Raw genomic sequence first — 23,776 nt, forward strand, 5'->3', positions numbered from 1 at the left:
GTTGGCATTATTTATAGGTGCTGGCTTTCTTGTATCGCAAGTGCCGGCTTTTGCCCAGGAAGATGGATCTAATTTTCGCAACCGAGTGCGGGAAGCCTTTAATCAGGATACGTCTACTATTAATGAAGTGGATGTAACCCAAGACTTTCTCCAGCGTACTTATGAAGCTGAAGACCCCAACTTAAATACAGAAATTCCTGAAATCTCCCAGAGAAATCAGGGGCCGCGGATTACTGTAAAAGAATTTAAGTTTCATCGTTTAGAAGAATATCCCGAATTTGGTATTTCCCGAGAAACCGTAGAGGAAATGGCAGAGGAACTTCGGGCTAAATTCATGAAAGAGGATCAAATCCTCGCTAGCGGTTATACCGTAGACAACCTGGAAGAGCTTGCAATATTACTGGGCAATATGAATGCTCAATTTAATCCTGGTGGCTTGGGGCCCGCTGAGCTTAAGAAGCTGGTAAGTGTAATTGAAAAACAAAATAAAGAGAGGGGCTTAAGTTATGGCGATCTCGAAGAGATTGCTGCTGAACTGACAAGCTTCTATCGTCGCCAAGGGCTGTTTTTAGCCCAAGTGCAAATTCCCGCTCAAGATGTGGAAAATGGAGTGGTCACTCTTACAGTACAAGAGGGGCTTCTCGGGCAGGTTGTTGCCGAAGATAACGAAGAATACACAGACGAAAAACTGGCAGAACCCTTTGAAGACCAGCGTGGCCATCTGGTAAATCATGAGAATATCGAGGAAGGATTATATTTACTTAATGACCTGCCAGGCTTAAACGTTACCGGGTATTTCAGTGCGGGTGACAACCCTGGTGAAACCAAGCTTAATTTAAAAGTACGTGAAACGGATTCCTGGCGCGCTTCATTTAGGGCCGATAATCACGGTTCTCTCTATACCGGTAGCGAAAGAGTTTATGCGACTGTTGACTGGCTGAATCCCCTTGGAATCGGTGATGCTTTAACATTGGGTTATTTGAAATCCAACCCTGAATCAGATGAGGATTATGGTTCTGATCTCGGGCAGTTCAGATACAGCTTCCCTCTGTTTGGCCCCCGCACCCGGTTGGAAATATCAGCAGATCACAATGAATTTAGTCTTTTCAATGAAGAAGATGATAGTGACTTAGTTAATCGGCTGGAAATATCAGGTGTGAACAAAACTTATGCACTGTCTTTAGATCATAAGTTTCGACGCTCAAGGGATTTCAACCTCACCGGATCCTTCGGCCTGACAGAAAAAAAATCAGACCTGGATGGCGTTATCGAGTTTACCAATGACCACGTTTATGGCGGGGAAGTTGGTATTTATATGGATAGCCTTTCTAATGGCTTCCTTTCAATGCTGAATATAGTAAGTGCTACCGCACAGTATGGTGAGCATCAAAATGCGGTTGAACCGGGTAGGGGAGATGACTTCAATAAGCTGGCCATTAACACCAGTTCTCTGATCTTCCTGCCTATGCCTTTTACCGATGACCACTCAAGGCTGATAGTAAAAGGAAGAGCTCAATATAGTGAGAGCAGCCTGCCTGGATTTGAGCAATTGTCACTGGGTGGAGCCAATGGTGTGCGTGCTTTTTCTGCAAGAGATTTTTCTGCAGATATGGGCGCAGTTGTTTCCGCAGAGTGGTATGTAAACTTCCCTGAATTTATGAACCCCATCCTGTTTAATCAGCGTTTAAATGACATTTTCCAAGTAGCACTGATTGCCGATGTTGGATATGGCTATGTGAATAACTATGAGGATACCGTGGAGGACGACTGGGCTCGATTCTCCGGTGGCGGAATGCTGTTTAAGATGAATTGGAGTGACAGTTTCTCGAGTAAAGTCTCTGTTGCTTGGCCAATTATGTCTAGCTCCTCGATAGTAAATACTGGAGTTGGTGAAGACGAGCCCACCGTCTACGCTGACTTTTCGATTTTTTATAACTGAATAATTACTGTTTCCTGAATACTTAAAAGTAGCAAGGTTCCTCTTCGCAAGGTGCTGGTATGAAAGCCAAAAACAAAAAGCTTGAGTTAAGAAAATTAGCAAGTGCCATTAAGGTGTCAAGTTTTGCCTATGCCGGCCTGTTTGCAGGGCTGATTAGTCCCATGGTTCATGCTGGACCTGAAGGCGGAGTGGTAACCGGCGGTAGCGGCACTATTGATGTTGACGGGGCTACAACCACAGTCGACCAGGTAACAGACCTGTTATCAATCGACTGGGATTCTTTTAATTTAAGTGAAGAAGAGCTGGTCCAATTCCTGCAGCCAGACTCGTCTTCTATCGTGCTTAACCGAATCCTGGACCAGGATGTCACTACCATCCAAGGTGCGATAGAGGCCAATGGCCACGTTATCCTGGTGAACCCGCGAGGAGTTCTTTTTACTGAGACAGCCACGGTTAATGTCGGCGCCATAACCGCGTCCGGGCTCGATATGAGTCCAGAAGACTTTATGAATGGTGATTTTGCCTTTAAAGGCGAGTCGGGTTCTTCAGGGGTTGTTGTTAACCGAGGTGTGATTAATGCATCCAGCGCGGTTCTGGTAGGTAAACAGGTTACAAATGCCTCTACCGGCTTGATCAGCGCTGAACTCGTCAGCCTGGCAGCAGCCGATGAAGCCTTATTAACTTTTGATGCCGATGGAATGATTGGCGTTAAGGTCACGAAAGAGGTTATGGAGAATGACCTCGGCCTAGATAGTGCTGTGCTAAATGAAGGGGCCATCGAAGGCGCTCAGGTTTTAATGGAAGCCAGCGTTTCCGGTGACCTGTTTACTGCTGCAGTAAATAATGAAGGCACAGTAACTGCACGCGGTATTGATACCAGCGGGGGCAAAATCCGCCTGTTTGGCTCGGGTTCCGGAGTTGTGAATAGCGGAACTTTGGATGCATCCGGCAGTGCCGGTGGTGAGGTTGTCCTGGAGGGCGATTTTGCCGAGCACAGCGGAGATATTTCAGTAGCAGCTGACTCTGGCAGTGGCGGTTACGTTGCTGTTTTGGGTGATGAAGTTGTTGTCAGCGGGGATATCGATGCCCGCGGCACTTCCTCCGGTGGCGAAGTCCTTATTGGCGGCGACTACCAAGGGAATAACGAAGATGTTCGCAATGCCGAAACCACCACAGTTGCGGCGGAATCTATAATCGATGCCAGTGGTGTCGGAGATTCTGATGGCGGTACTGTTATTGTTTGGGCCGATGACACCACCAATTTTGGCGGTACGATTTTCGCCGAGTCAGGGGAAGATGGTGGTGATGGTGGCCTGGTAGAAACCTCCGGCAAGATTTACCTGAATCTGGATGAGGATAATATGGTTGTCTCCACCCTGAGTCACGGGGATGGAGAGACAGGCCTCTGGCTGTTGGACCCGGGGTGGATGGAAATTTCTGATACTTGTAGTGGTAGCAATTGTGTTTCAACAGGGACCCTTGAATCTGCTCTGAGCACTAGCGACATAACTATCCAAGTGACGGATGCAGGTTCTGGGTCATACAATGGAGATGATTCTCTGGAGCCGGAGTCTGGTGATGACTTTTCGAATGGCATCAGTGTTGCCAGTGACATTATCTGGTCTGAAAACACTCTTTTCTTACAGTCCTATGCCGATGTTTCAATCGCTGATGGCGTAATAATTTCCTCCGGCTCGGGAAGTCTGGATATTGAGGCTGGCGGATCATTTACTAATGCTGGAAGCATCGCCGTTAGTGGATTTAACCTCGCTGTAGGTTTCGGAACAGGATCTGATACTACTAATACACTGGGGGATATTACGGCTGACACAGCGGCTATCACCGGTGGAACTGGCACAGATATTTTTATATTGTCAGATAATGATGATGCAATAACTATCGATGGCGATAATGAATTTACACTTGCCACCACTCCTTCTGGTGCCACAGATCCCAGTGCCACAATTGAGTTCACGGATATTGAGGAAGTCGATTTAGGTGAAGGTGACAATAGTATTGCGGCCATTAGTAATACGACGACGATCCTTAGCGGAGTTGATAACGAAGCCAAAATCAGTGCAATTGACTTCAGTAATATCAGTAGCGTGACAGGCGGTAGTCTGGAAGGTTCTGATAGTGCCGATACCTTGGAAGTGATCGGTGGCACCAGTGTAACCGCTAACGGTATTAGCTTTAGTGATTTATCCAGTACTACCATTGATACAAAAGATGGTGAGGATACTGTCACCGGAGCAGATGATGAGGACTGGACCTTAACCGGCAATAATTACGAAGCTGAAAATTACGGCATCACTTTTACCAATATAGAGAATATTAATGTAAGTGGTGATGCCGATCTTTTAGGTACCACTAGTGCAGAGAGTTTCAAACTACTTTCTAGTGGTGATGTCGACGTTAATGGCATGATCTTTTCTGGCATGAACCGGGTCCTTGGTGATGGTGGGGGCAACACTATAACCGGAGGTGATAGCCTGGATGCCAGTGAATATACTGATGGTTTGACACTTACTGATGCGATCGGAAAAGTTGAAACTGATTCGCTGATTTTCAAAAATATTGCTACCGCGAGTGCTGTTAAATTAACCGGGCACAGCGACACTGACACCTTCACAATTACTGGCTCAGGAGCTTTAGATCACACTCAGTCGGGTATCAGTTTTAGTGGGGTGAGCACGGTAATCGCGGACTCCGGTGAAGATACCGTAGCCGTGATTGATAGTGTGTCTCTAACCGGTACTGATTACGAAGCAACTTCTTCTGATATTAATTTCAGTGAAATTGAAATTATCAATTATGCCAGCAGTGACGGCGGCAACTTTAGCCTTGCAGGTTCCGCAGCTGATGATAATTTTACGGTAGTTTCGGGTACCGAACTTACCGCCAATGGCATTAGTGTTACAGGGTTTAGCAGCACTATTGATGCCGGAGGTAGCGACGATACGGATAGCGTCACTGGTGCCGATGGTGAAGATTGGACCTTAACCGGCAACAACAACGAAGCTGAAAATTACGGTATTACTTTTAGCAACGTAGAAGAGCTTACAGCCGTTAATGCGAACCTGGTTGGTACGTCCAGTGATGATTCTTTTGAGTTGTTGTCCGATGCGGATGTCAAAGTCTATGAGATGACTTTCTCCGGCATGTCTGCTGTTAAAGGCAGTGGCGGCACTGACAGCCTGGATGCCAGCGCTTACGGCGATGGCCTGGCCCTGACAGGAATCGATAATCAGGTGACCGCTGAATCTGGCAACCTGACCTTCGATGATATTACCAGCGCAGTAACCTCCACTTTAACTGGTACCAGCAGTGCGGATAGCTTCACGGTTAATGGTGATAACGAAGTTACCAGTTATGAGATTGCTTTCACCGGTGTTAGTACGGTCGATGCAGGTAACGGTGCAGATAGCGTTACCGGTGCCAGCGGCGCAGATTGGACCCTGACCGGAACTAACGAAGAAGCGACCAGCAGCAGTATTACGTTTAGTGAGATCGAGGCGATCACTGTAGTGAGTGGCGACTTGGTCGGTACAACCGGTGACGATGACTTCGTACTGCAAGCCGATGCAGATGTTGAAGTCTATGACATGACCATTTCCGGAATGTCTGCAGTCGATGGCAATGGCGGAGATGACAGCTTGGATGCCAGCGCCTACGGCGATAGCCTGGCCCTGACAGGTACTGACAACCAAGTGACGGCTGAATCCGGTACTTTGACGTTTGACGGTATTGTGAGCGCGGTAACCTCGGCGCTGACCGGTAGTAGCGGTGCGGATAGCTTTGTTGTGAATGGTGACAATGCTGTAACCAGCTATGACATCGCCTTTACCAGTGTGAGCACTGTCGACGGTGACGGCGATAGTGACAGTGTTACCGGTGCTAATGGCGAAGACTGGACCCTGACCGGCACGGATTACCAAGCCACCGCCAGCGGTATGACCTTTAACCGTGTTGAGGCTCTGACTGCCACCAACGCCGACTTGATCGGCACAACAGGTAATGATGCCTTTGTACTGCAATCTGACGCAGACGTTGCCATCTACAACATGACCGTCTCCGGCATGTCTGTTGTTGAAGGCAACGGCGGCACTGACAGCCTGGATGCCAGCGCTTACAGCGATGGCCTGGCCCTGACAGGAACCGATAATCAGGTGACCGCTGAATCTGGCAGCCTGACCTTCAACGATATTACCAGTGCCATAACCTCCGTTCTAACCGGTACCAGCAGTGCGGATAGCTTCACGGTGAATGGTGATAACGCAGTTACCAGTTATGAGATTGCCTTCACCGGTGTGAATACAGTGGATGCAGGTTCTGGCGGTGGCAGTGTTGCTGCACAGAGTGTTGTGACCTTGACCGGTACGGATAACGAAGCCACAACCAACTCAATCGCCTTCAGTAATATCGATAGCGTGACCGGCGGCAGTCTGGAAGGCTCTGATAATACAGACACCTTTGTGGTAACCAGCAGCACCAGTGTGACTGCCAACAGCATCAGCTTCAGCGGCTTTTCCGGTGATATCGACGCTAAAGGTGGTACAGATAGCGTCACTGGTGCCGATGGAGAAGACTGGACCTTAACCGGCACTAATTACGAAGCCACGAACAATGGCATCACTTTTAGCAATGTAGAACTCCTAACCGCAGTTAATGCAAATTTGATCGGCACGACTGGTGCGGACGCCTTTGTACTGGAGTCTGACGCCGATGTTGCCATCTACAACATGACCATTTCCGGCATGTCAGCGGTTGAAGGTAATGGCGGCACTGACAGCTTGGATGCCAGCGCTTACAGCGATGGTTTGGCCCTAACGGGAACCGACAATCAGGTGACCGCTGAAACCGGCAACCTGACCTTCAATGATATTGCCAGCGCAGTAGCCTCCACTTTAACTGGTACCAGCGGCGCGGATAGCTTCACGGTTAATGGTGATAACGAAGTTACCAGTTATGACATTGCCTTCACCGGTGTTAGTACGGTCGATGGCGGTAACGGCACCGACAGCGTAGCGGCTCTTAGTGTTGTCACCCTCACTGGCGTAGATAACCAAGCCTCAACGAACTCGATTTTGTTTAGCAATATCGATAGTGTCAGTGGGGGCAGTCTGCAAGCTTCCTCCGGTAATGACTCGTTTGAAGTTACCGGTGCCAATGCACTGACAGCAAATGAAATCGCATTTAACAGCATCAGCAGCGTGGATGCGTTGGGCGGTGACGACAGCGTTACCGGTGCCGATGGAGAAGACTGGACCTTAACCGGCACTAATTACGAAGCCACGAACAATGGCATCACTTTTAGCAATGTAGAATTCCTAACCGCAGTTAATGCAGATTTGATCGGCACGACTGGTGCAGACGCCTTTGTACTGGAGTCTGATGCCGATGTTGCCATCTACAACATGACCATCTCCGGCATGTCAGCGGTCGAAGGCAACGGTGGTACTGACAGCCTGGATGCCAGTGCTTACAGTGCCGGCCTGGCCCTGACGGGAACCGATAATCAGGTGACCGCTGAATCTGGCAGCCTGACCTTCAACGATATTACCAGCGCCTTAACCTCTGTTCTTACCGGTACCAGCAGTGCGGATAGCTTTACCGTTAATGGTGATAACGAAGTTACCAGTTATGAGATTGCCTTCACCGGTGTGAATACAGTGGATGCAGGTTCTGGCGGTGGCAGTGTTGCTGCACAGAGTGTTGTGACCTTGACCGGTACGGATAACGAAGCCACAACCAACTCAATCGCCTTCAGTAATATCGATACCGTGACCGGCGGCAGTCTGGAAGGCTCTGATAATACAGACACCTTTGTGGTAACCAGCAGCACCAGTGTGACTGCCAACAGCATCAGCTTCAGCGGCTTTTCCGGTGATATCGACGCTAAAGGTGGTACGGATAGCGTTACTGGTGCCGATGGTGAAGATTGGGCTTTAACCGGCACTAATTACGAAGCCACGAATAATGGCATCACTTTTAGTAATGTAGAAACCCTAGCGGCGGTCAATGCAGATCTGATCGGCACGAGTGGTAACGATGCCTTTGTACTGGAGTCTGACGCAGACGTTGCCATCTACAACATGACCATCTCCGGCATGTCAGCGGTCGAAGGCAACGGTGGTACTGACAGCCTGGATGCCAGCGCTTACAGTGCTGGCCTGGCCCTGACGGGAACCGATAATCAGGTGATCGCTGAATCTGGCAGCCTGACCTTCAACGATATTACCAGCGCCATAACCTCCGTTCTTACCGGTACCAGCAGTGCGGATAGCTTCACGGTGAATGGTGATAACGAAGTTACCAGTTATGAGATTGCTTTCACCGGTGTTAGTACGGTCGATGCAGGTAGCGGTGCAGATAGCGTTACCGGTGCCAGCGGCGCAGATTGGACCCTGACTGGAACTAGCGAAGAAGCGACCAGCAGCAGTATTACGTTTAGTGAGATCGAGGCGATCACCGTAGTGAGTGGCGACTTGGTCGGTACAACCGGTGACGATGACTTCGTACTGCAAGCCGATGCAGATGTTGAAGTCTATGACATGACCATTTCCGGAATGTCTGCAGTCGATGGCAATGGCGGAGATGACAGCTTGGATGCCAGCGCCTACGGCGATGGCCTGGCCCTGACAGGTACTGACAACCAAGTGACGGCTGAATCCGGTACTTTGACGTTTGACGGTATTGTGAGCGCGGTAACCTCGGCGCTGACCGGTAGTAGCGGTGCGGATAGCTTTGTTGTGAATGGTGACAATGCTGTAACCAGCTATGACATCGCCTTTACCAATGTGAACACTGTCGACGGTGACGGCGATAGTGACAGTGTTACCGGTGCCAATGGCGAAGACTGGACCCTGACCGGCACAGATTACCAAGCCACCGCCAGCGGTATGACCTTTAGCAGCGTTGAGGCTCTGACTGCCACCAACGCCGACTTGATTGGCACAACGGGTAACGATGCCTTTGTACTGCAATCTGACGCAGACGTTGCCATCTACAACATGACCGTCTCCGGCATGTCTGCTGTTGAAGGCAACGGCGGCACTGACAGCCTGGATGCCAGCGCTTACAGCGATGGCCTGGCCCTGACAGGAAGCGATAATCAGGTGACCGCTGAATCTGGCAACCTGACCTTCAACGATATTACCAGCGCCATAACCTCCGTTCTTACCGGTACCAGCAGTGCGGATAGCTTCACGGTTAATGGTGATAATGAAGTTACCAGTTATGACATTGCCTTCACCGGTGTTAGTACGGTCGATGGCGGTAACGGCACCGACAGCGTAACGGCCCTTAGTGTTGTCACGCTCACCGGCGTAGATAACCAAGCCTCAACGAACTCAATTCTGTTTAGCAATATCGACAGTGTCAGTGGGGGCAGTCTGCAAGCTTCCTCCGGTAATGACTCGTTTGAAGTTACCGGTGCCAATGCACTGACAGCAAATGAAATCGCATTTAACAGCATCAGCAGCGTGGATGCGTTGGGCGGTGACGACAGCGTTACCGGTGCCGATGGAGAAGACTGGACCTTAACCGGCACTAATTACGAAGCCACGAACAATGGCATCACTTTTAGCAATGTAGAATTCCTAACCGCAGTTAATGCAGATTTGATCGGCACGACTGGTGCAGACGCCTTTGTACTGGAGTCTGATGCCGATGTTGCCATCTACAACATGACCATCTCCGGCATGTCAGCGGTCGAAGGCAACGGTGGTACTGACAGCCTGGATGCCAGTGCTTACAGTGCCGGCCTGGCCCTGACGGGAACCGATAATCAGGTGACCGCTGAATCTGGCAGCCTGACCTTCAACGATATTACCAGCGCCTTAACCTCTGTTCTTACCGGTACCAGCAGTGCGGATAGCTTTACCGTTAATGGTGATAACGAAGTTACCAGTTATGAGATTGCCTTCACCGGTGTGAATACAGTGGATGCAGGTTCTGGCGGTGGCAGTGTTGCTGCACAGAGTGTTGTGACCTTGACCGGTACGGATAACGAAGCCACAACCAACTCAATCGCCTTCAGTAATATCGATACCGTGACCGGCGGCAGTCTGGAAGGCTCTGATAATACAGACACCTTTGTGGTAACCAGCAGCACCAGTGTGACTGCCAACAGCATCAGCTTCAGCGGCTTTTCCGGTGATATCGACGCTAAAGGTGGTACGGATAGCGTTACTGGTGCCGATGGTGAAGATTGGGCTTTAACCGGCACTAATTACGAAGCCACGAATAATGGCATCACTTTTAGTAATGTAGAAACCCTAGCGGCGGTCAATGCAGATCTGATCGGCACGAGTGGTAACGATGCCTTTGTACTGGAGTCTGACGCAGACGTTGCCATCTACAACATGACCATTTCCGGCATGTCTGCTGTTGAAGGCAACGGCGGCACTGACAGCCTGGATGCCAGTGCTTACAGTGCTGGCCTGGCCCTGACAGGAACCGATAATCAGGTGACCGCTGAATCCGGCAGCCTGACCTTCAACGATATTACCAGCGCCATAACCTCCGTTCTTACCGGTACCAGCAGTGCGGATAGCTTCACGGTGAATGGTGATAACGCAGTTACCAGTTATGACATTGCCTTCACCGGTGTTAGTACGGTCGATGGCGGTAACGGCACCGACAGCGTAACGGCCCTTAGTGTTGTCACGCTCACCGGCGTAGATAACCAAGCCTCAACGAACTCAATTCTGTTTAGCAATATCGATAACGTCAGTGGGGGCAGCCTGCAAGCTTCCTCCGGCAATGACTCGTTTGAAGTTACCGGTGCCAATGCACTGACAGCGAATGAAATCGCATTTAGCAGTATCAGCAGCGTGGATGCGCGGGGCGGTGACGACAGCGTTACCGGTGCAGATGGAGAAGACTGGACCTTAACCGGCACTAATTACGAAGCCACGAACAATGGCATCACTTTTAGCAATGTAGAATTCCTAACCGCAGTTAATGCAGATTTGATCGGCACGACCGGTGCAGACGCCTTTGTACTGGAGTCTGATGCTGATGTTGCCATCTACAACATGACCATCTCCGGCATGTCAGCGGTCGAAGGCAACGGTGGTACTGACAGCTTGGATGCCAGTGCTTACAGTGCTGGCCTGGCCCTGACAGGAACCGATAATCAGGTGACCGCTGAATCCGGCAGCCTGACCTTCAACGATATTACCAGCGCCATAACCTCCGTTCTAACCGGTACCAGCAGTGCGGATAGCTTTACCGTTGATGGTGATAACGAAGTTACCAGTTATGAGATTGCTTTCACCGGTGTTAGTACGGTCGATGCAGGTAACGGTGCAGATAGCGTTACCGGTGCCAGCGGCGCAGATTGGACCCTGACTGGAACTAGCGAAGAAGCGACCAGCAGCAGTATTACGTTTAGTGAGATCGAGGCGATCACCGTAGTGAGTGGCGACTTGGTCGGTACAACCGGTGACGATGACTTCGTACTGCAAGCCGATGCAGATGTTGAAGTCTATGACATGACCATTTCCGGAATGTCTGCAGTCGATGGCAATGGCGGAGATGACAGCTTGGATGCCAGCGCCTACGGCGATGGCCTGGCCCTGACAGGTACTGACAACCAAGTGACGGCTGAATCCGGTACTTTGACGTTTGACGGTATTGTGAGCGCGGTAACCTCGGCGCTGACCGGTAGTAGCGGTGCGGATAGCTTTGTTGTGAATGGTGACAATGCTGTAACCAGCTATGACATCGCCTTTACCAATGTGAACACTGTCGACGGTGACGGCGATAGTGACAGTGTTACCGGTGCCAATGGCGAAGACTGGACCCTGACCGGCACAGATTACCAAGCCACCGCCAGCGGTATGACCTTTAGCAGCGTTGAGGCTCTGACTGCCACCAACGCCGACTTGATTGGCACAACAGGTAATGATGCCTTTGTACTGCAATCTGACGCAGACGTTGCCATCTACAACATGACCATTTCCGGCATGTCAGCGGTCGAAGGTAATGGCGGCACTGACAGCCTGGATGCCAGCGCTTACAGCGATGGCCTGGCCCTGACAGGAACCGATAATCAGGTGACCGCTGAATCTGGCAGCCTGACCTTCAACGATATTACCAGCGCCATAACCTCCGTTCTAACCGGTACCAGCAGTGCGGATAGCTTCACGGTGAATGGTGATAACGCAGTTACCAGTTATGAAATTGCCTTCACCGGTGTTAGTACGGTCGATGGCGGTAACGGCACCGACAGCGTAACGGCCCTTAGTGTTGTCACGCTCACCGGCGTAGATAACCAAGCCTCAACGAACTCAATTCTGTTTAGCAATATCGATAACGTCAGTGGGGGCAGCCTGCAAGCTTCCTCCGGCAATGACTCGTTTGAAGTTACCGGTGCCAATGCACTGACAGCGAATGAAATCGCATTTAGCAGTATCAGCAGCGTGGATGCGCGGGGCGGTGACGACAGCGTTACCGGTGCCGATGGAGAAGACTGGACCTTAACCGGCACTAATTACGAAGCCACGAACAATGGCATCACTTTTAGCAATGTAGAATTCCTAACCGCAGTTAATGCAGATTTGATCGGCACGACCGGTGCAGACGCCTTTGTACTAGAGTCTGATGCTGATGTTGCCATCTACAACATGACCATCTCCGGCATGTCAGCGGTCGAAGGCAACGGTGGTACTGACAGCCTGGATGCCAGTGCTTACAGTGCTGGTTTGGCCCTGACGGGAACCGATAATCAGGTGACCGCTGAATCCGGCAGCCTGACCTTCAACGATATTACCAGCGCCATAACCTCCGTTCTTACCGGTACCAGCAGTGCGGATAGCTTCACGGTAAATGGTGATAACGAAGTTACCAGTTATGAGATTGCTTTTACCGGTGTTAGTACGGTCGATGCAGGTAACGGTGCAGATAGCGTTACCGGTGCCAGCGGCGCAGATTGGACCCTGACTGGAACTAGCGAAGAAGCGACCAGCAGCAGTATTACGTTTAGTGAGATCGAGGCGATCACCGTAGTGAGTGGCGACTTGGTCGGTACAACCGGTGACGATGACTTCGTACTGCAAGCCGATGCAGATGTTGAAGTCTATGACATGACCATTTCCGGAATGTCTGCAGTCGATGGCAATGGCGGAGATGACAGCTTGGATGCCAGCGCCTACGGCGATGGCCTGGCCCTGACAGGTACTGACAACCAAGTGACGGCTGAATCCGGTACTTTGACGTTTGACGGTATTGTGAGCGCGGTAACCTCCACGCTGACCGGTAGTAGCGGTGCGGATAGCTTTGTTGTGAATGGTGACAACGCCGTAACCAGCTATGACATCGCCTTTACCAGTGTGAGTACTGTCGACGGTGACGGGGATAGTGACAGTGTTACCGGTGCCAATGGCGAAGACTGGACCCTGACCGGCACGGATTACCAAGCCACCGCTAGCGGTATGACCTTTAACCGTGTTGAGGCTCTGACTGCCACCAACGCCGACTTGATCGGCACAACGGGTAATGATGCCTTTGTACTGCAATCTGATGCCGATGTTGCCATCTACAACATGACCATTTCCGGCATGTCAGCTGTTGAAGGTAATGGCGGCACTGACAGCCTGGATGTCAGCGCTTACAGCGATGGCTTGGCCCTAACGGGAACCGACAATCAGGTGACCGCTGAAACCGGCAACCTGACCTTCAATGATATTGCCAGCGCAGTAGCCTCCACTTTAACTGGTACCAGCAGTGCGGATAGCTTCACGGTGAATGGTGATAACGCAGTTACCAGTTATGAAATTGCCTTCACCGGTGTTAGCACAGTTGATGCTGGAAATAGCACTGATAGCGTAACTGGCGCAGATGGTGCTAGCTGGACCCTGACCGGTACAGATAATGAGGCAACTAATAGCAGTATTACTTTCAATAATGTAGATGTCATTGCTGCTATCAATGCAGACCTTTTAGGTAGCACCGGCGCAGATGAATTTGTATTGCAGTCTGATGCCGATATTGAAGTCTATAGCATGACGATTTCCGGTATGTCGTCGGTGCACGGCAATGGCGGTACTGACAGCCTGGACGCCAGCGCTTACAGCGATGGCCTGGCCCTAACGGGGACAGATAACCAAGTAACGGCCGAATCCGGCAGTCTGACATTTAATGATATTGCCAGCGCAATAACCTCCACTTTAACTGGTACCAGTGGTGCGGACAGCTTTACCGTCGATGGTGATAACGAAGTTACCAGTTATGACATTGCCTTCACCGGCGTTAGTACGGTCGATGCGGGTAATGGCACTGACAGCGTAACGGCTATTGATGTTGTTACCCTCACCGGCATAGATAACCAAGCCTCAACCAGCTCAATTCTGTTCAGCAATATCGACAGCGCGAGTGGAGGTCGCCTTCGAGCCTCTACCGGTGATGACTCGTTTGAAGTTACCGGTGCCAATGAGCTGACTGCGAATGAAATTGAATTTAGCAGAATCAGCAGTGTGGATGGGCGAGGTGGTGATGACAGTGTTACTGGAGCCGATGGTGAAGACTGGACCTTAACCGGCAATGATTACGAAGCCACCAACAACGGCATTACTTTTAGCAGTGTAGAAATCCTAACGGCGGTCAATGCAGACCTGGTCGGCACGAGCGGTAACGATGCCTTTGTGCTGCAATCTGACGCCGATGTTGCTATCTACAACATGACCATCTCTGGCATGTCTGCTGTTGAAGGCAACGGCGGCACTGACAGCCTGGATGCCAGTGCTTACAGTGCTGGCCTGGCCCTGACGGGAACCGATAATCAGGTGACCGCTGAATCCGGCAATCTGACCTTCAACGATATTACCAGCGCCATAACCTCCGTTCTAACCGGTACCAGCAGTGCGGATAGCTTTACCGTTGATGGTGATAACGAAGTTACCAGTTATGAGATTGCTTTCACCGGTGTTAGTACGGTCGATGCAGGTGATGATGCAGACAGTGTTATTGGTGCTGACGGAGAAGACTGGACTCTGACTGGCGCGGATTATGAAGCGACAGGCAGCGGTATTACATTCAGTAGTGTGGAGGCTCTAACTGCTACCAATGCAGGTTTGATCGGGACGAGCGGTGCCGACGCCTTTATTCTGCAATCTGATGCCGATGTTGAAATCTACAGTATGACCATATCCGGCATGTCTTCTGTTGATGGCAATGGCGGTACTGACAGCCTGGATGCCAGCGCCTACAGCGATGGCTTGGCTCTAACAGGTACAAATAATCAAGTCTCTGTAGAGTCTGGCACCCTGACCTTTGATGGCATCAGTAGTGCTGTTACTTCAGCATTAACAGGCACCAGCAGTGCTGATAGCTTTGTAGTGAATGGAGACAATGCGCTCTCCAGCTACAGCATAGCCTTCACTGGGGTTAGCACTGTCGATGCAGCTAATGGCACAGATGACATTACCGGTGCAAGCGGTTCTGACTGGACTCTAACCGGTAATAACAATGAAGTAATTGGCAGCGGAATCACCTTTAGTGATGCAGAAACTCTTGTCACCGTAAGTGCGAATCTGGTGGGTACTACCGGTGACGATGATTTTGTTTTGCAGTCTGATGCAGATGTTGAAGTTTATGGCATGACGGTTTCCGGCATGTCTGCTGTGGAGGGCAATGGTGGTGATGACAGCTTGGATGCCAGCGCTTATAGCGATGGACTAACCCTAACGGGTACCAGCAAACAGGTAACCGCAGAGTCTGGGGCTCTTACCTTCGATGGTATTGTCAGCGCCGTTACTGCAACGCTTACTGCCACTAGTGGCTCAGATAGCTTTACGGTAGATGGCGCTAATGCCGCCACCGTTTATGACATCGCCTTTACGGGCCTGAGCACCATCGATGCGGGAGAGGGGGCAGACAGTGTTACTGGTGCAAGTGGTGCTGATTGGACTTTAACTGGCAATGATTATGAGGCCACTAACAGCAGTATTACTTTCAGCAGTGTAGAAACTATTACTGCTGTAAATGCCGACCTCGTGGGCACGGCTAATGCTGACGCCTTTGTGTTGCAGTCCGCTGGCGATATCGAAGTTTACGGTATGACCGTTTCCGGTATGTCTGCCGTGGACGGCAGCGGGGGTGATGACAGCTTGGATGCCAGTGCCTATAGCGATGGGCTGGCACTGACAGGCAGCGACGGCCAGGTAACCGCCGGCTCTCTGCTCTTTAGCGGTCTTGCGAGTGCTGTAACATCATCGCTAACCGGTACCAGTGGTGCCGATAGCTTCACGGTGGATGGCGATAATGCTGTCTCTAGCTACGATATTGCCTTTACCGGTGTAAGCACCTTAGATGCAGATGGCGGCACAGACAGTGTGACAGGCGCAGATGGTGCCGACTGGACCTTGAGCGGCACCGACAATCAGGCTGCGAGCAGTGGAATCACCTTTAGCAATGTAGACAGTCTGGCTATTGTGAATGCGGACTTGGTCGGTACGACAAGTGCAGATGCCTTCGTGTTGCAGTCCGGTGGTGATATCGAAGTTTACGATATGACTTTCTCTGGCATGTCCGCAGTTGACGGTAATGGCGGCGGGGATAGTTTAGACGCCAGCTCCTACAGTGATGGATTGACACTCACAGGTGCCTCTAATCAAGTAGCGGCAGGCTCCCTGACTTTTGATGGCATTGTAAGCGCGGTAACTTCGATACTGACCGGTACGAGCGGTGCAGATAGTATTACTGTGGATGGTGACAATGCCGTCACCAGTTACGACATTGCTTTTACCGGAGTAAGCACCATTGATGCCGGTACTGGTACCGACAGTGTTACCGGTGCTGATGGTGAAGATTGGACTCTAACGGGCTCGGATAACCAGGCCACTGGCAGCGGTATCACCTTTAGCAATGTGGATAGCCTCACCACCGTGAATGCAGATCTGATCGGCACTACAGGTGCTGATGACTTTGTTCTGCAATCAGATGCCGATGTTGAAGCTTATGGCATAACAGTTTCTGGCATGTCTTCGGTCGAGGGCAATGGCGGTAATGACAGCCTGGATGCCAGTGCTTACAGTGATGGCTTAGCCCTGACAGGAACAGATAACCAGGTTACCGCAGAATCTGGTGCCCTGATATTCAATAGTATCTTCAGTGCAGTGAGCTCAACGTTAACTGCAACTAGTGGTTCGGATAATTTCACCGTAGATAGCGATAACGCCACTACCATCTATGACATCGCCTTCACTGGCGTGAGCAGCATTGATGCAGCTGGTGGTACAGATACTGTGACAGGAGCTGATGGTGCCGATTGGACCCTGACCGGTAATGATTATGAGGCAACGAATAGTGGAATTACTTTTAGCAGCGTAGATACACTTATTGCTACCAATGCCGACCTGCTGGGAAGCAGCGGTGCTGATGCCTTTGCTCTGCAATCGACTGGAGACATTGACGTCTACAGTATGACGGTCTCAGGTATGTCGGCAGTCTATGGCCAGGGTGGTAATGATAGCCTGGATGCCAGCGCTTATAGTGATGGCCTGACGCTCACTGGCACTGACAATCAAGTAACGGCGGGTAGCCTGACTTTTGATGGCATCGTCAGTGCTGTAACTTCGGCGTTAACAGGCACTAGTGGAGCGGATAGCTTTACTGTAGACGGGGATAATGCAGCGACCAGCTACGATATCGCCTTTACCGGATTGAGCACTATTAATGCTCTAGATGGTAACGATACTGCTACCGGTGCAGATGGTGCTGATTGGAGCCTGACGGGAGCTGACAACGAGGCTGTTAACAGCAGTATCACTTTTAGCAATATCGAGAACCTTACTGCCGTAAATGCCGATTTGGTTGCTACAACTGGCGATGACGCATTTGTGCTGCAGTCTGATGCAGATGTGGAAGTTTACGGTATGACCGTATCCGGCATGTCTGCAGTCGATGGTAATGGCGGTGACGACAGCTTGGATGCCAGTGCCTACAGCGATGGGCTTTCTTTAACTGGTACTGATAATCAAGTCGATGCCGGCTCACTGTCTTTCTATAGCATTTCCAGTGCGGCCACTTCTATCCTGACAAACACCCATGATTCTGCTCAGTTCGAATTGCAGGGTGACCAGGCATTAGCAACGGCAGGTATCAGTTTTACTGGCCTTGAAGAAGTGAATACTTCGGGCAGTAATGACACCTTGGTGGCTACAGACAGTGACGATAACTTTACCCTCAACTCCGATGGCGATATCAGCGTTGCAGGCATCGACTTCAGTGGGCTGGAAACTGTGGATGGCGCAGGTGGTAGCGACACGGTTAGTGCAGATGGAGCTACCTGGACCTCCACCAGCTCCGGTAACTCCCTTGTTGAAGGCAGTGTGGAGGCTGAAGTTAATGGCCTGACCGTCTACTTTGATAACCTCGAACTCGTAGAGGGGGCGGGAAGTTATACTGGCCAGGATATCGATGGTGAATATGAGTTTAGTGCTCTGGATACCATGACGATTGGCGGAGTCACCTTTGCCGACCTGGATAGTGTTGTTGCGGGTTCTGGCACAGATACCGTTTATGGTGCAGATATTGATGCTGTCTGGGATATCAATGACTCTGAACACACTGTTTCCAGTGGTGGAGCATCACTCACGATTACTGGTATCGAGTCTATTACTGCCGGTTCAGGTGCTGATGAGTTTAATTTAAATGGTGGTGAGCTCGCAGGGATTGATACTGGAGCTGGCAGCGATACCGTCACCTTCTCTGGCACTGTGATTGACAGTATTTCCCTTGGTGCTGGCAATGATTTCTTGACGGTAGAAACTGATATTGGCCAGGACGTAGAGCTTGCTGGTGGTGGCGGATCTGATGATTTCCAATACAACTTGTCCGGTGCGACCTGGGAGCTTTATAGCAGTGGCAATCAGGTAGGTAACTTCAGTTTTGCTGGTTTCGAATACCTGGACAACACCTCTGACAGTATTACCGTCCTGACCGATCTGGCATTTGATTTTGAAGATGGTGGAAGTAGATCTGAAAGCTTCAATAAAAATGGTGCCGGGCTCCAGTTCAGCGATATGCGGCTGGGCTACGATGGCGAGGGCGATATTTATGTTACCAGCAGCTCAACAGATACTATCGGTGGCAGCCTGACCGCTGATCGTGCCGAACTGGTTGTTGGTGGCGATGTAGATATTGAGACAGATGTGAGTGTCCTGGCTGTTGCCACCTCGGGTGCGGATATCAATATCAGTGTGCAGGCTGCAGGGGATCTCGTTATCGATGAGATCGATGCAGGGCGGGGCACAGTTTCCCTGGCCAGCTCCAGCTTTGGCACCCTGACTGCTGAAACTTATGGAGATACCCATATCACAGCATCCGCTGTGACCTTGGGAACGGAAACTGAGTTGTGGACCATCATTGGTGAGGCGACTAACCCTCTCCGCATGGATGTCACCAATACAGTGGATATCTATTCCGTCAGTTACTATGAGCCTGACTTTATTGGCCAGATCCCGACGGTTACCAGCACTGGTGACGAGCTGCAGTCAGTTGCCGGTGCCCAGGCATCCCAGGGCCTCAAGTCAGCAGTTCAAAATGCAGTAGAAGACTTCAGTCATGTAGACCCCGCGATCTTTAGCGCTGTGAAGCCCTACAGTAGTGGCGTCGATGCAGTGAACTCCCCTGAGATGCGTCTCAGGTCTGGGGAATTGAGCCCGGCTGTAGCTTCAGCTGCTGAGGAGGTTGAAGCTGCACCTAAGTTTGACGCTGAACTCGAACTGGGCACCAGCGATGCGCCCAGCGACATTACTGTAGATCTTGGGGAGTTTAATGGAGGTAGTGCAGGACACTAAAGTAAACTCCCTTTGCAAAAAAGCCGGTCTTTAGGGGCCGGCTTTTTTTATGTCCGGAATTTTTTTGGCTGGGTTTTAGAAGGAAAGAGTTAAAAGCGAGGGCTGGAAAATTAAATCACCCAAACGAAAAAGGCCGACTCTTGCGAGTCAGCCTTTTTGGAATTGGTGCCCAGGAGAGGACTTGAACCTCCACGACCGTAAGGTCACTAGCACCTGAAGCTAGCGCGTCTACCAATTCCGCCACCTGGGCAAATCAACGTGTGCTCCGTTGAGGACGCGAACTATAGAGATCTGCCCCCCTGTGTCAACGGCTGCGTTGCGCTTTTTTCATCATTTTTTTCTTAGGTCGGGAAAATTGGCGAAATCGCTTATAATGCGTGCAATAGCGGCGAATTATTGACCAGGAATCCATCATCAGCGCCGCCTTTCTTTATGGCCGGATAATCTCCGGAGGTTGCCAAACTTGGCAACTGCCCAACAACGGATGCTGTTTTGACTCAAAAAAATACCTCAGACCCCTTCAATATTGACCCTCATGCCCAGCGCGAGGCGGAGAAATATGAAAAGCCCGTGCCCAGTCGGGAGTACTTGTTACAAGTTCTTGAGAATCAGGCGGAACCTGTGCCCTGGGAAGCGGTGGCCGATTTACTGGAAATAGCCGATGAGGATCGTCGCGAAGGGGTAAGGCGCCGTTTGATCGCCATGTCCCGGGATGGGCAGATTGCCAGCAACCGCGCCGGTGATTTTGGTGTACTGGATAAAATGAGCCTGATACGCGGCCGGGTTATGGGGCACCGGGATGGCTTTGGTTTTGTTATCCCCAGTGATGGTGGCACCGATCTATTTTTATCCCATCGACAGATGCGTAAAGTCTTTGATGGTGACGAGGTATTAGTGCGGGAAACCCCGGAGGTTTTCGCGGTAAACGCGAGGGCGCTGTTGTCAGGGTGATCAAGCACAATACCGAGCAGCTGGCCGGGCGTTTGTACCGGGAAAACGGCATTTGTTTTGTGCGCCCGGATAATCCGCGTATTAACCTGGATATTATGGTGGCCTCTGAGGATACCGCCGGAGCTGATCACGGCCAGTATGTTGTAGTAAAAATAGTTACCCAACCGGGCCGGGATAAAGTGCCGCAAGGTAAGGTCAGCGAAATTCTCGGTGATCACCTTGCACCGGGTATGGAGATCGATGTTGCTATTCGCAACTACGGAATTCCCCACACCTGGCCCAGTGCACTGACGGCCGAGGTCAATGAAATCGCCGATGAAGTGCTTGAGGATCACAAAAAATCCCGGGTGGATCTTCGTCAGCTGCCGCTGGTTACTATTGATGGTGAAGACGCGCGGGATTTTGATGATGCGGTCTACTGCGAACTTTTACCCGATGGCAATTGGAAATTGCTGGTAGCCATTGCCGACGTTTCCCACTATGTACGCCCGGGCAGTGCGTTGGATGAGGAAGCGCACGGCCGTGGAAACTCGGTTTATTTTCCGGATTTTGTTGTACCCATGCTGCCGGAGAAATTGTCCAACGGCCTTTGCTCCCTAAACCCCGATGTCGATCGGCTGTGTATGGTGTGCGAAATGCACATCAACCGAAGCGGTGAAATTCAGGATTACCGTTTCTTTGAGGCGGTTATGCGCAGCCACGCGCGCCTGACTTACACCCAGGTAGGGCAAATACTCGATGAGCGGGATAACCGCGACAGTGGTGCCCGCAAGCAATTTGCGACCCTGACTCCGCACCTGGATAACCTGCACGATCTTTACCTGGCGTTGCGCGAAGCGCGGGAGCGCCGGGGTGCTATTGACTTTGAGACGACTGAGACCCGGATAATATTTGACGCCCAGCGAAAAATTGAGCGAATTATTCCGGTGGTGCGCAACGATGCTCACAAGCTGATCGAAGAGTGTATGCTCGCGGCCAATGTCTGCGCGGCGAGTCTGATGGAGCTATCGGAACTACCCGCACTCTACCGGGTACACGATGCGCCCAAAGAGGAAAAACTCAGTAATTTGCGCGAGTACCTGGGTGAATTGGGATTGCGCCTTCCCGGTGGTGGTGAGCCCCAGCCCAAAGACTTCCAGGACCTGATGGAGCAGATTGAGGGCCGTGCAGATGCGCATATTATTCAGGTGATGCTGCTGCGCTCTATGAACCAAGCGGTTTACCAGCCGGAGAATCGCGGACACTTCGGTTTGGATTACCCGGCCTATGCCCATTTCACCTCCCCGATTCGCCGCTATCCGGATTTGCTCCTGCACCGGGCGCTGCGCTGGTTGATACGCAACGGCAGCGCCAACCAAGCTGCGGTGGCAAAAAAAGTTTACTCGGTGCCCGGCGCCAAACCGATTGCTCGCGAGCAGATTTTGCCCTACGACATGCCGGCCATGTTGCAACTTGGGGAGCAGTGTTCCCTGACCGAGCGGCGCGCCGACGATGCGACCCGGGATGTGCTCAGCTGGCTTAAATGTGAATACCTGCAGGATCATGTGGGCGAAACCTATTCCGGCGTTATCAGTGCGGTCACAGGCTTTGGATTATTTGTGGAGTTGGATGATCTCTACGTGGAGGGACTGATTCATGTCACCGCCCTACCCAAAGACTATTATCGCTTTGAGCAGGCGCACCAGCGTCTTATCGGGGAGCGTAGTGGCAAACGTTACCATTTGGGCGACTCTGTCACCGTGCAGGTTGCACGGGTAGATCTCGAAGAGCGCAAGGTGGATTTCACCTTGAATGAACTGGTCCCACGCGCTAAGCGTGAGTCGAAGAAAAAGAAAGAGAGTACGCGGGTGAGTGCCCGCGCTATGGAAATGGCAGTAGAACATCAATTAGAACGCGAGCGCCGGGGCCGCGATAAAAAAGAAAAGCCCAGCAATACCAGTACTAACCCCTGGGCCAAGCATACCGAGACCACAGCCAAGCCCTCGCCTTTCCGCAAGCGCAAGGTGGGCTCAGATGAGGCTGTGCCAGTAGAGGCCAGCGTTGAAGCCCCTGTAGTAAAACCGGAAAAAGAGCCGCTCAATAGGCGAGGTGAAGGCGGGCAAAGTGATGATGCCCAGCCCAAACGCAAGATTAAAAAGCGCACCCCGACACGCAAGGGTGGAAAGCGGCCTGCAGTGGCGGCCCGTAAAGCCGCGCAAAAGGCTGAAAACGCCAAAACCCGTTCGGGTAAATTAAAAAAGAAGAAAAAGGTTTCTTCTAGCAGTAAAAAGAAAAAGTGATCGAGGAATAAATTGAGTCAGGAAGTTATCTATGGTCTGCACGCAGTGCAGGCCCTTCTAAAAGGTTCTCCGCAGAATGTATCGGAGCTGATGTTACTGCGTGGCCGCAAGGATCAGCGCCTGCAAAAAATAATCCAGCAGGCGGAAAAAAATGATATTGCCGTGCGCTTTATTGACCGGAGAGCGCTGGATGAAAAGGTTGAGGATGGTGCTAACCACCAGGGTGTTGTTGCCATCTGTTCTGGCAAAACAAAGGTACACGATGAAAAATTCCTGTTCGACCTGCTAAAACAACTGGATCAGCGCGGGGAAGTGCCTTTCTTATTGGTGCTGGATGGCGTGACGGACCCCCACAATCTGGGAGCCTGCCTGCGCTCGGCAGAGGCTGCTGGAGTCCATGCAGTGATTGCACCAAAAGACAAATCTGCCGGACTGACGCCAACAGCTCGCAAAGTGGCCTGTGGTGCAGCTGAAGTATTGCCCTTTGTTACCGTGACTAACCTGGCTCGCGCATTACAGCAGCTGCAGCAGGCGGGAGTGTGGATATATGGCGCAGCCGGTGAGGCCACACAGGATGTATACCAAAGCCAATTAACTGGCCCCCTGGCGCTGGTTATGGGGGCCGAGGGCAGCGGCTTGCGGCGCCTGACTAGGGAACACTGCGATCATTTGATCAAAATTCCTATGGCGGGAGAGGTAAGCAGCTTAAATGTTTCTGTTGCCACGGGTGTTTGCCTGTTTGAGGCTGTGCGTCAGCGCAACGGCTAAGGGGCCTGTATGACCTGTACTGGCTGGGGAGA

The 23,776-nt window shown here is 51.2% G+C and carries 3 protein-coding genes, 1 tRNA gene and 1 pseudogene; 4 read left to right on the plus strand and 1 reads right to left on the minus strand.

Annotation, left to right across the window (positions count from 1 at the left end; genetic code table 11):
• The first annotated feature begins 1 nt into the window (after window position 1).
• Both QT397_04845 and QT397_04850 read left to right on the plus strand, forming a co-directional pair.
• Window positions 2-1,939: a ShlB/FhaC/HecB family hemolysin secretion/activation protein gene (locus tag QT397_04845; protein WNZ56696.1), complete on the plus strand. Its 1,938-nt coding sequence runs from the start codon at window positions 2-4 to the stop codon at window positions 1,937-1,939.
• A 59-nt stretch (window positions 1,940-1,998) separates the two neighbouring features.
• The gene (locus QT397_04850) at window positions 1,999-19,746 is read left to right on the plus strand and encodes a filamentous hemagglutinin N-terminal domain-containing protein (protein WNZ56697.1); all 17,748 of its coding nucleotides are present in this window, start codon (window positions 1,999-2,001) and stop codon (window positions 19,744-19,746) included.
• 163 nt (window positions 19,747-19,909) lie between these two features.
• On the opposite strand, the gene QT397_04855 is transcribed toward QT397_04850, so the two are convergent.
• A tRNA-Leu gene (locus QT397_04855) sits at window positions 19,910-19,996 on the minus strand.
• Window positions 19,997-20,238: 242 nt separating this feature from the next.
• Between QT397_04855 and rnr the strand changes: the two are divergent.
• Together rnr and rlmB are read left to right on the plus strand one after the other, a co-directional pair.
• Window positions 20,239-22,976: pseudogene (gene rnr, locus QT397_04860) on the plus strand (ribonuclease R).
• A 12-nt stretch (window positions 22,977-22,988) separates the two neighbouring features.
• A complete protein-coding gene (gene rlmB, locus QT397_04865) occupies window positions 22,989-23,744 on the plus strand; it encodes a 23S rRNA (guanosine(2251)-2'-O)-methyltransferase RlmB (protein WNZ56698.1) in 756 nt (251 codons plus the stop codon).
• Window positions 23,745-23,776: the final 32 nt, after the last annotated feature.

This window comes from Microbulbifer sp. MKSA007, assembly GCA_032615215.1.
Lineage (GTDB): Bacteria > Pseudomonadota > Gammaproteobacteria > Pseudomonadales > Cellvibrionaceae > Microbulbifer.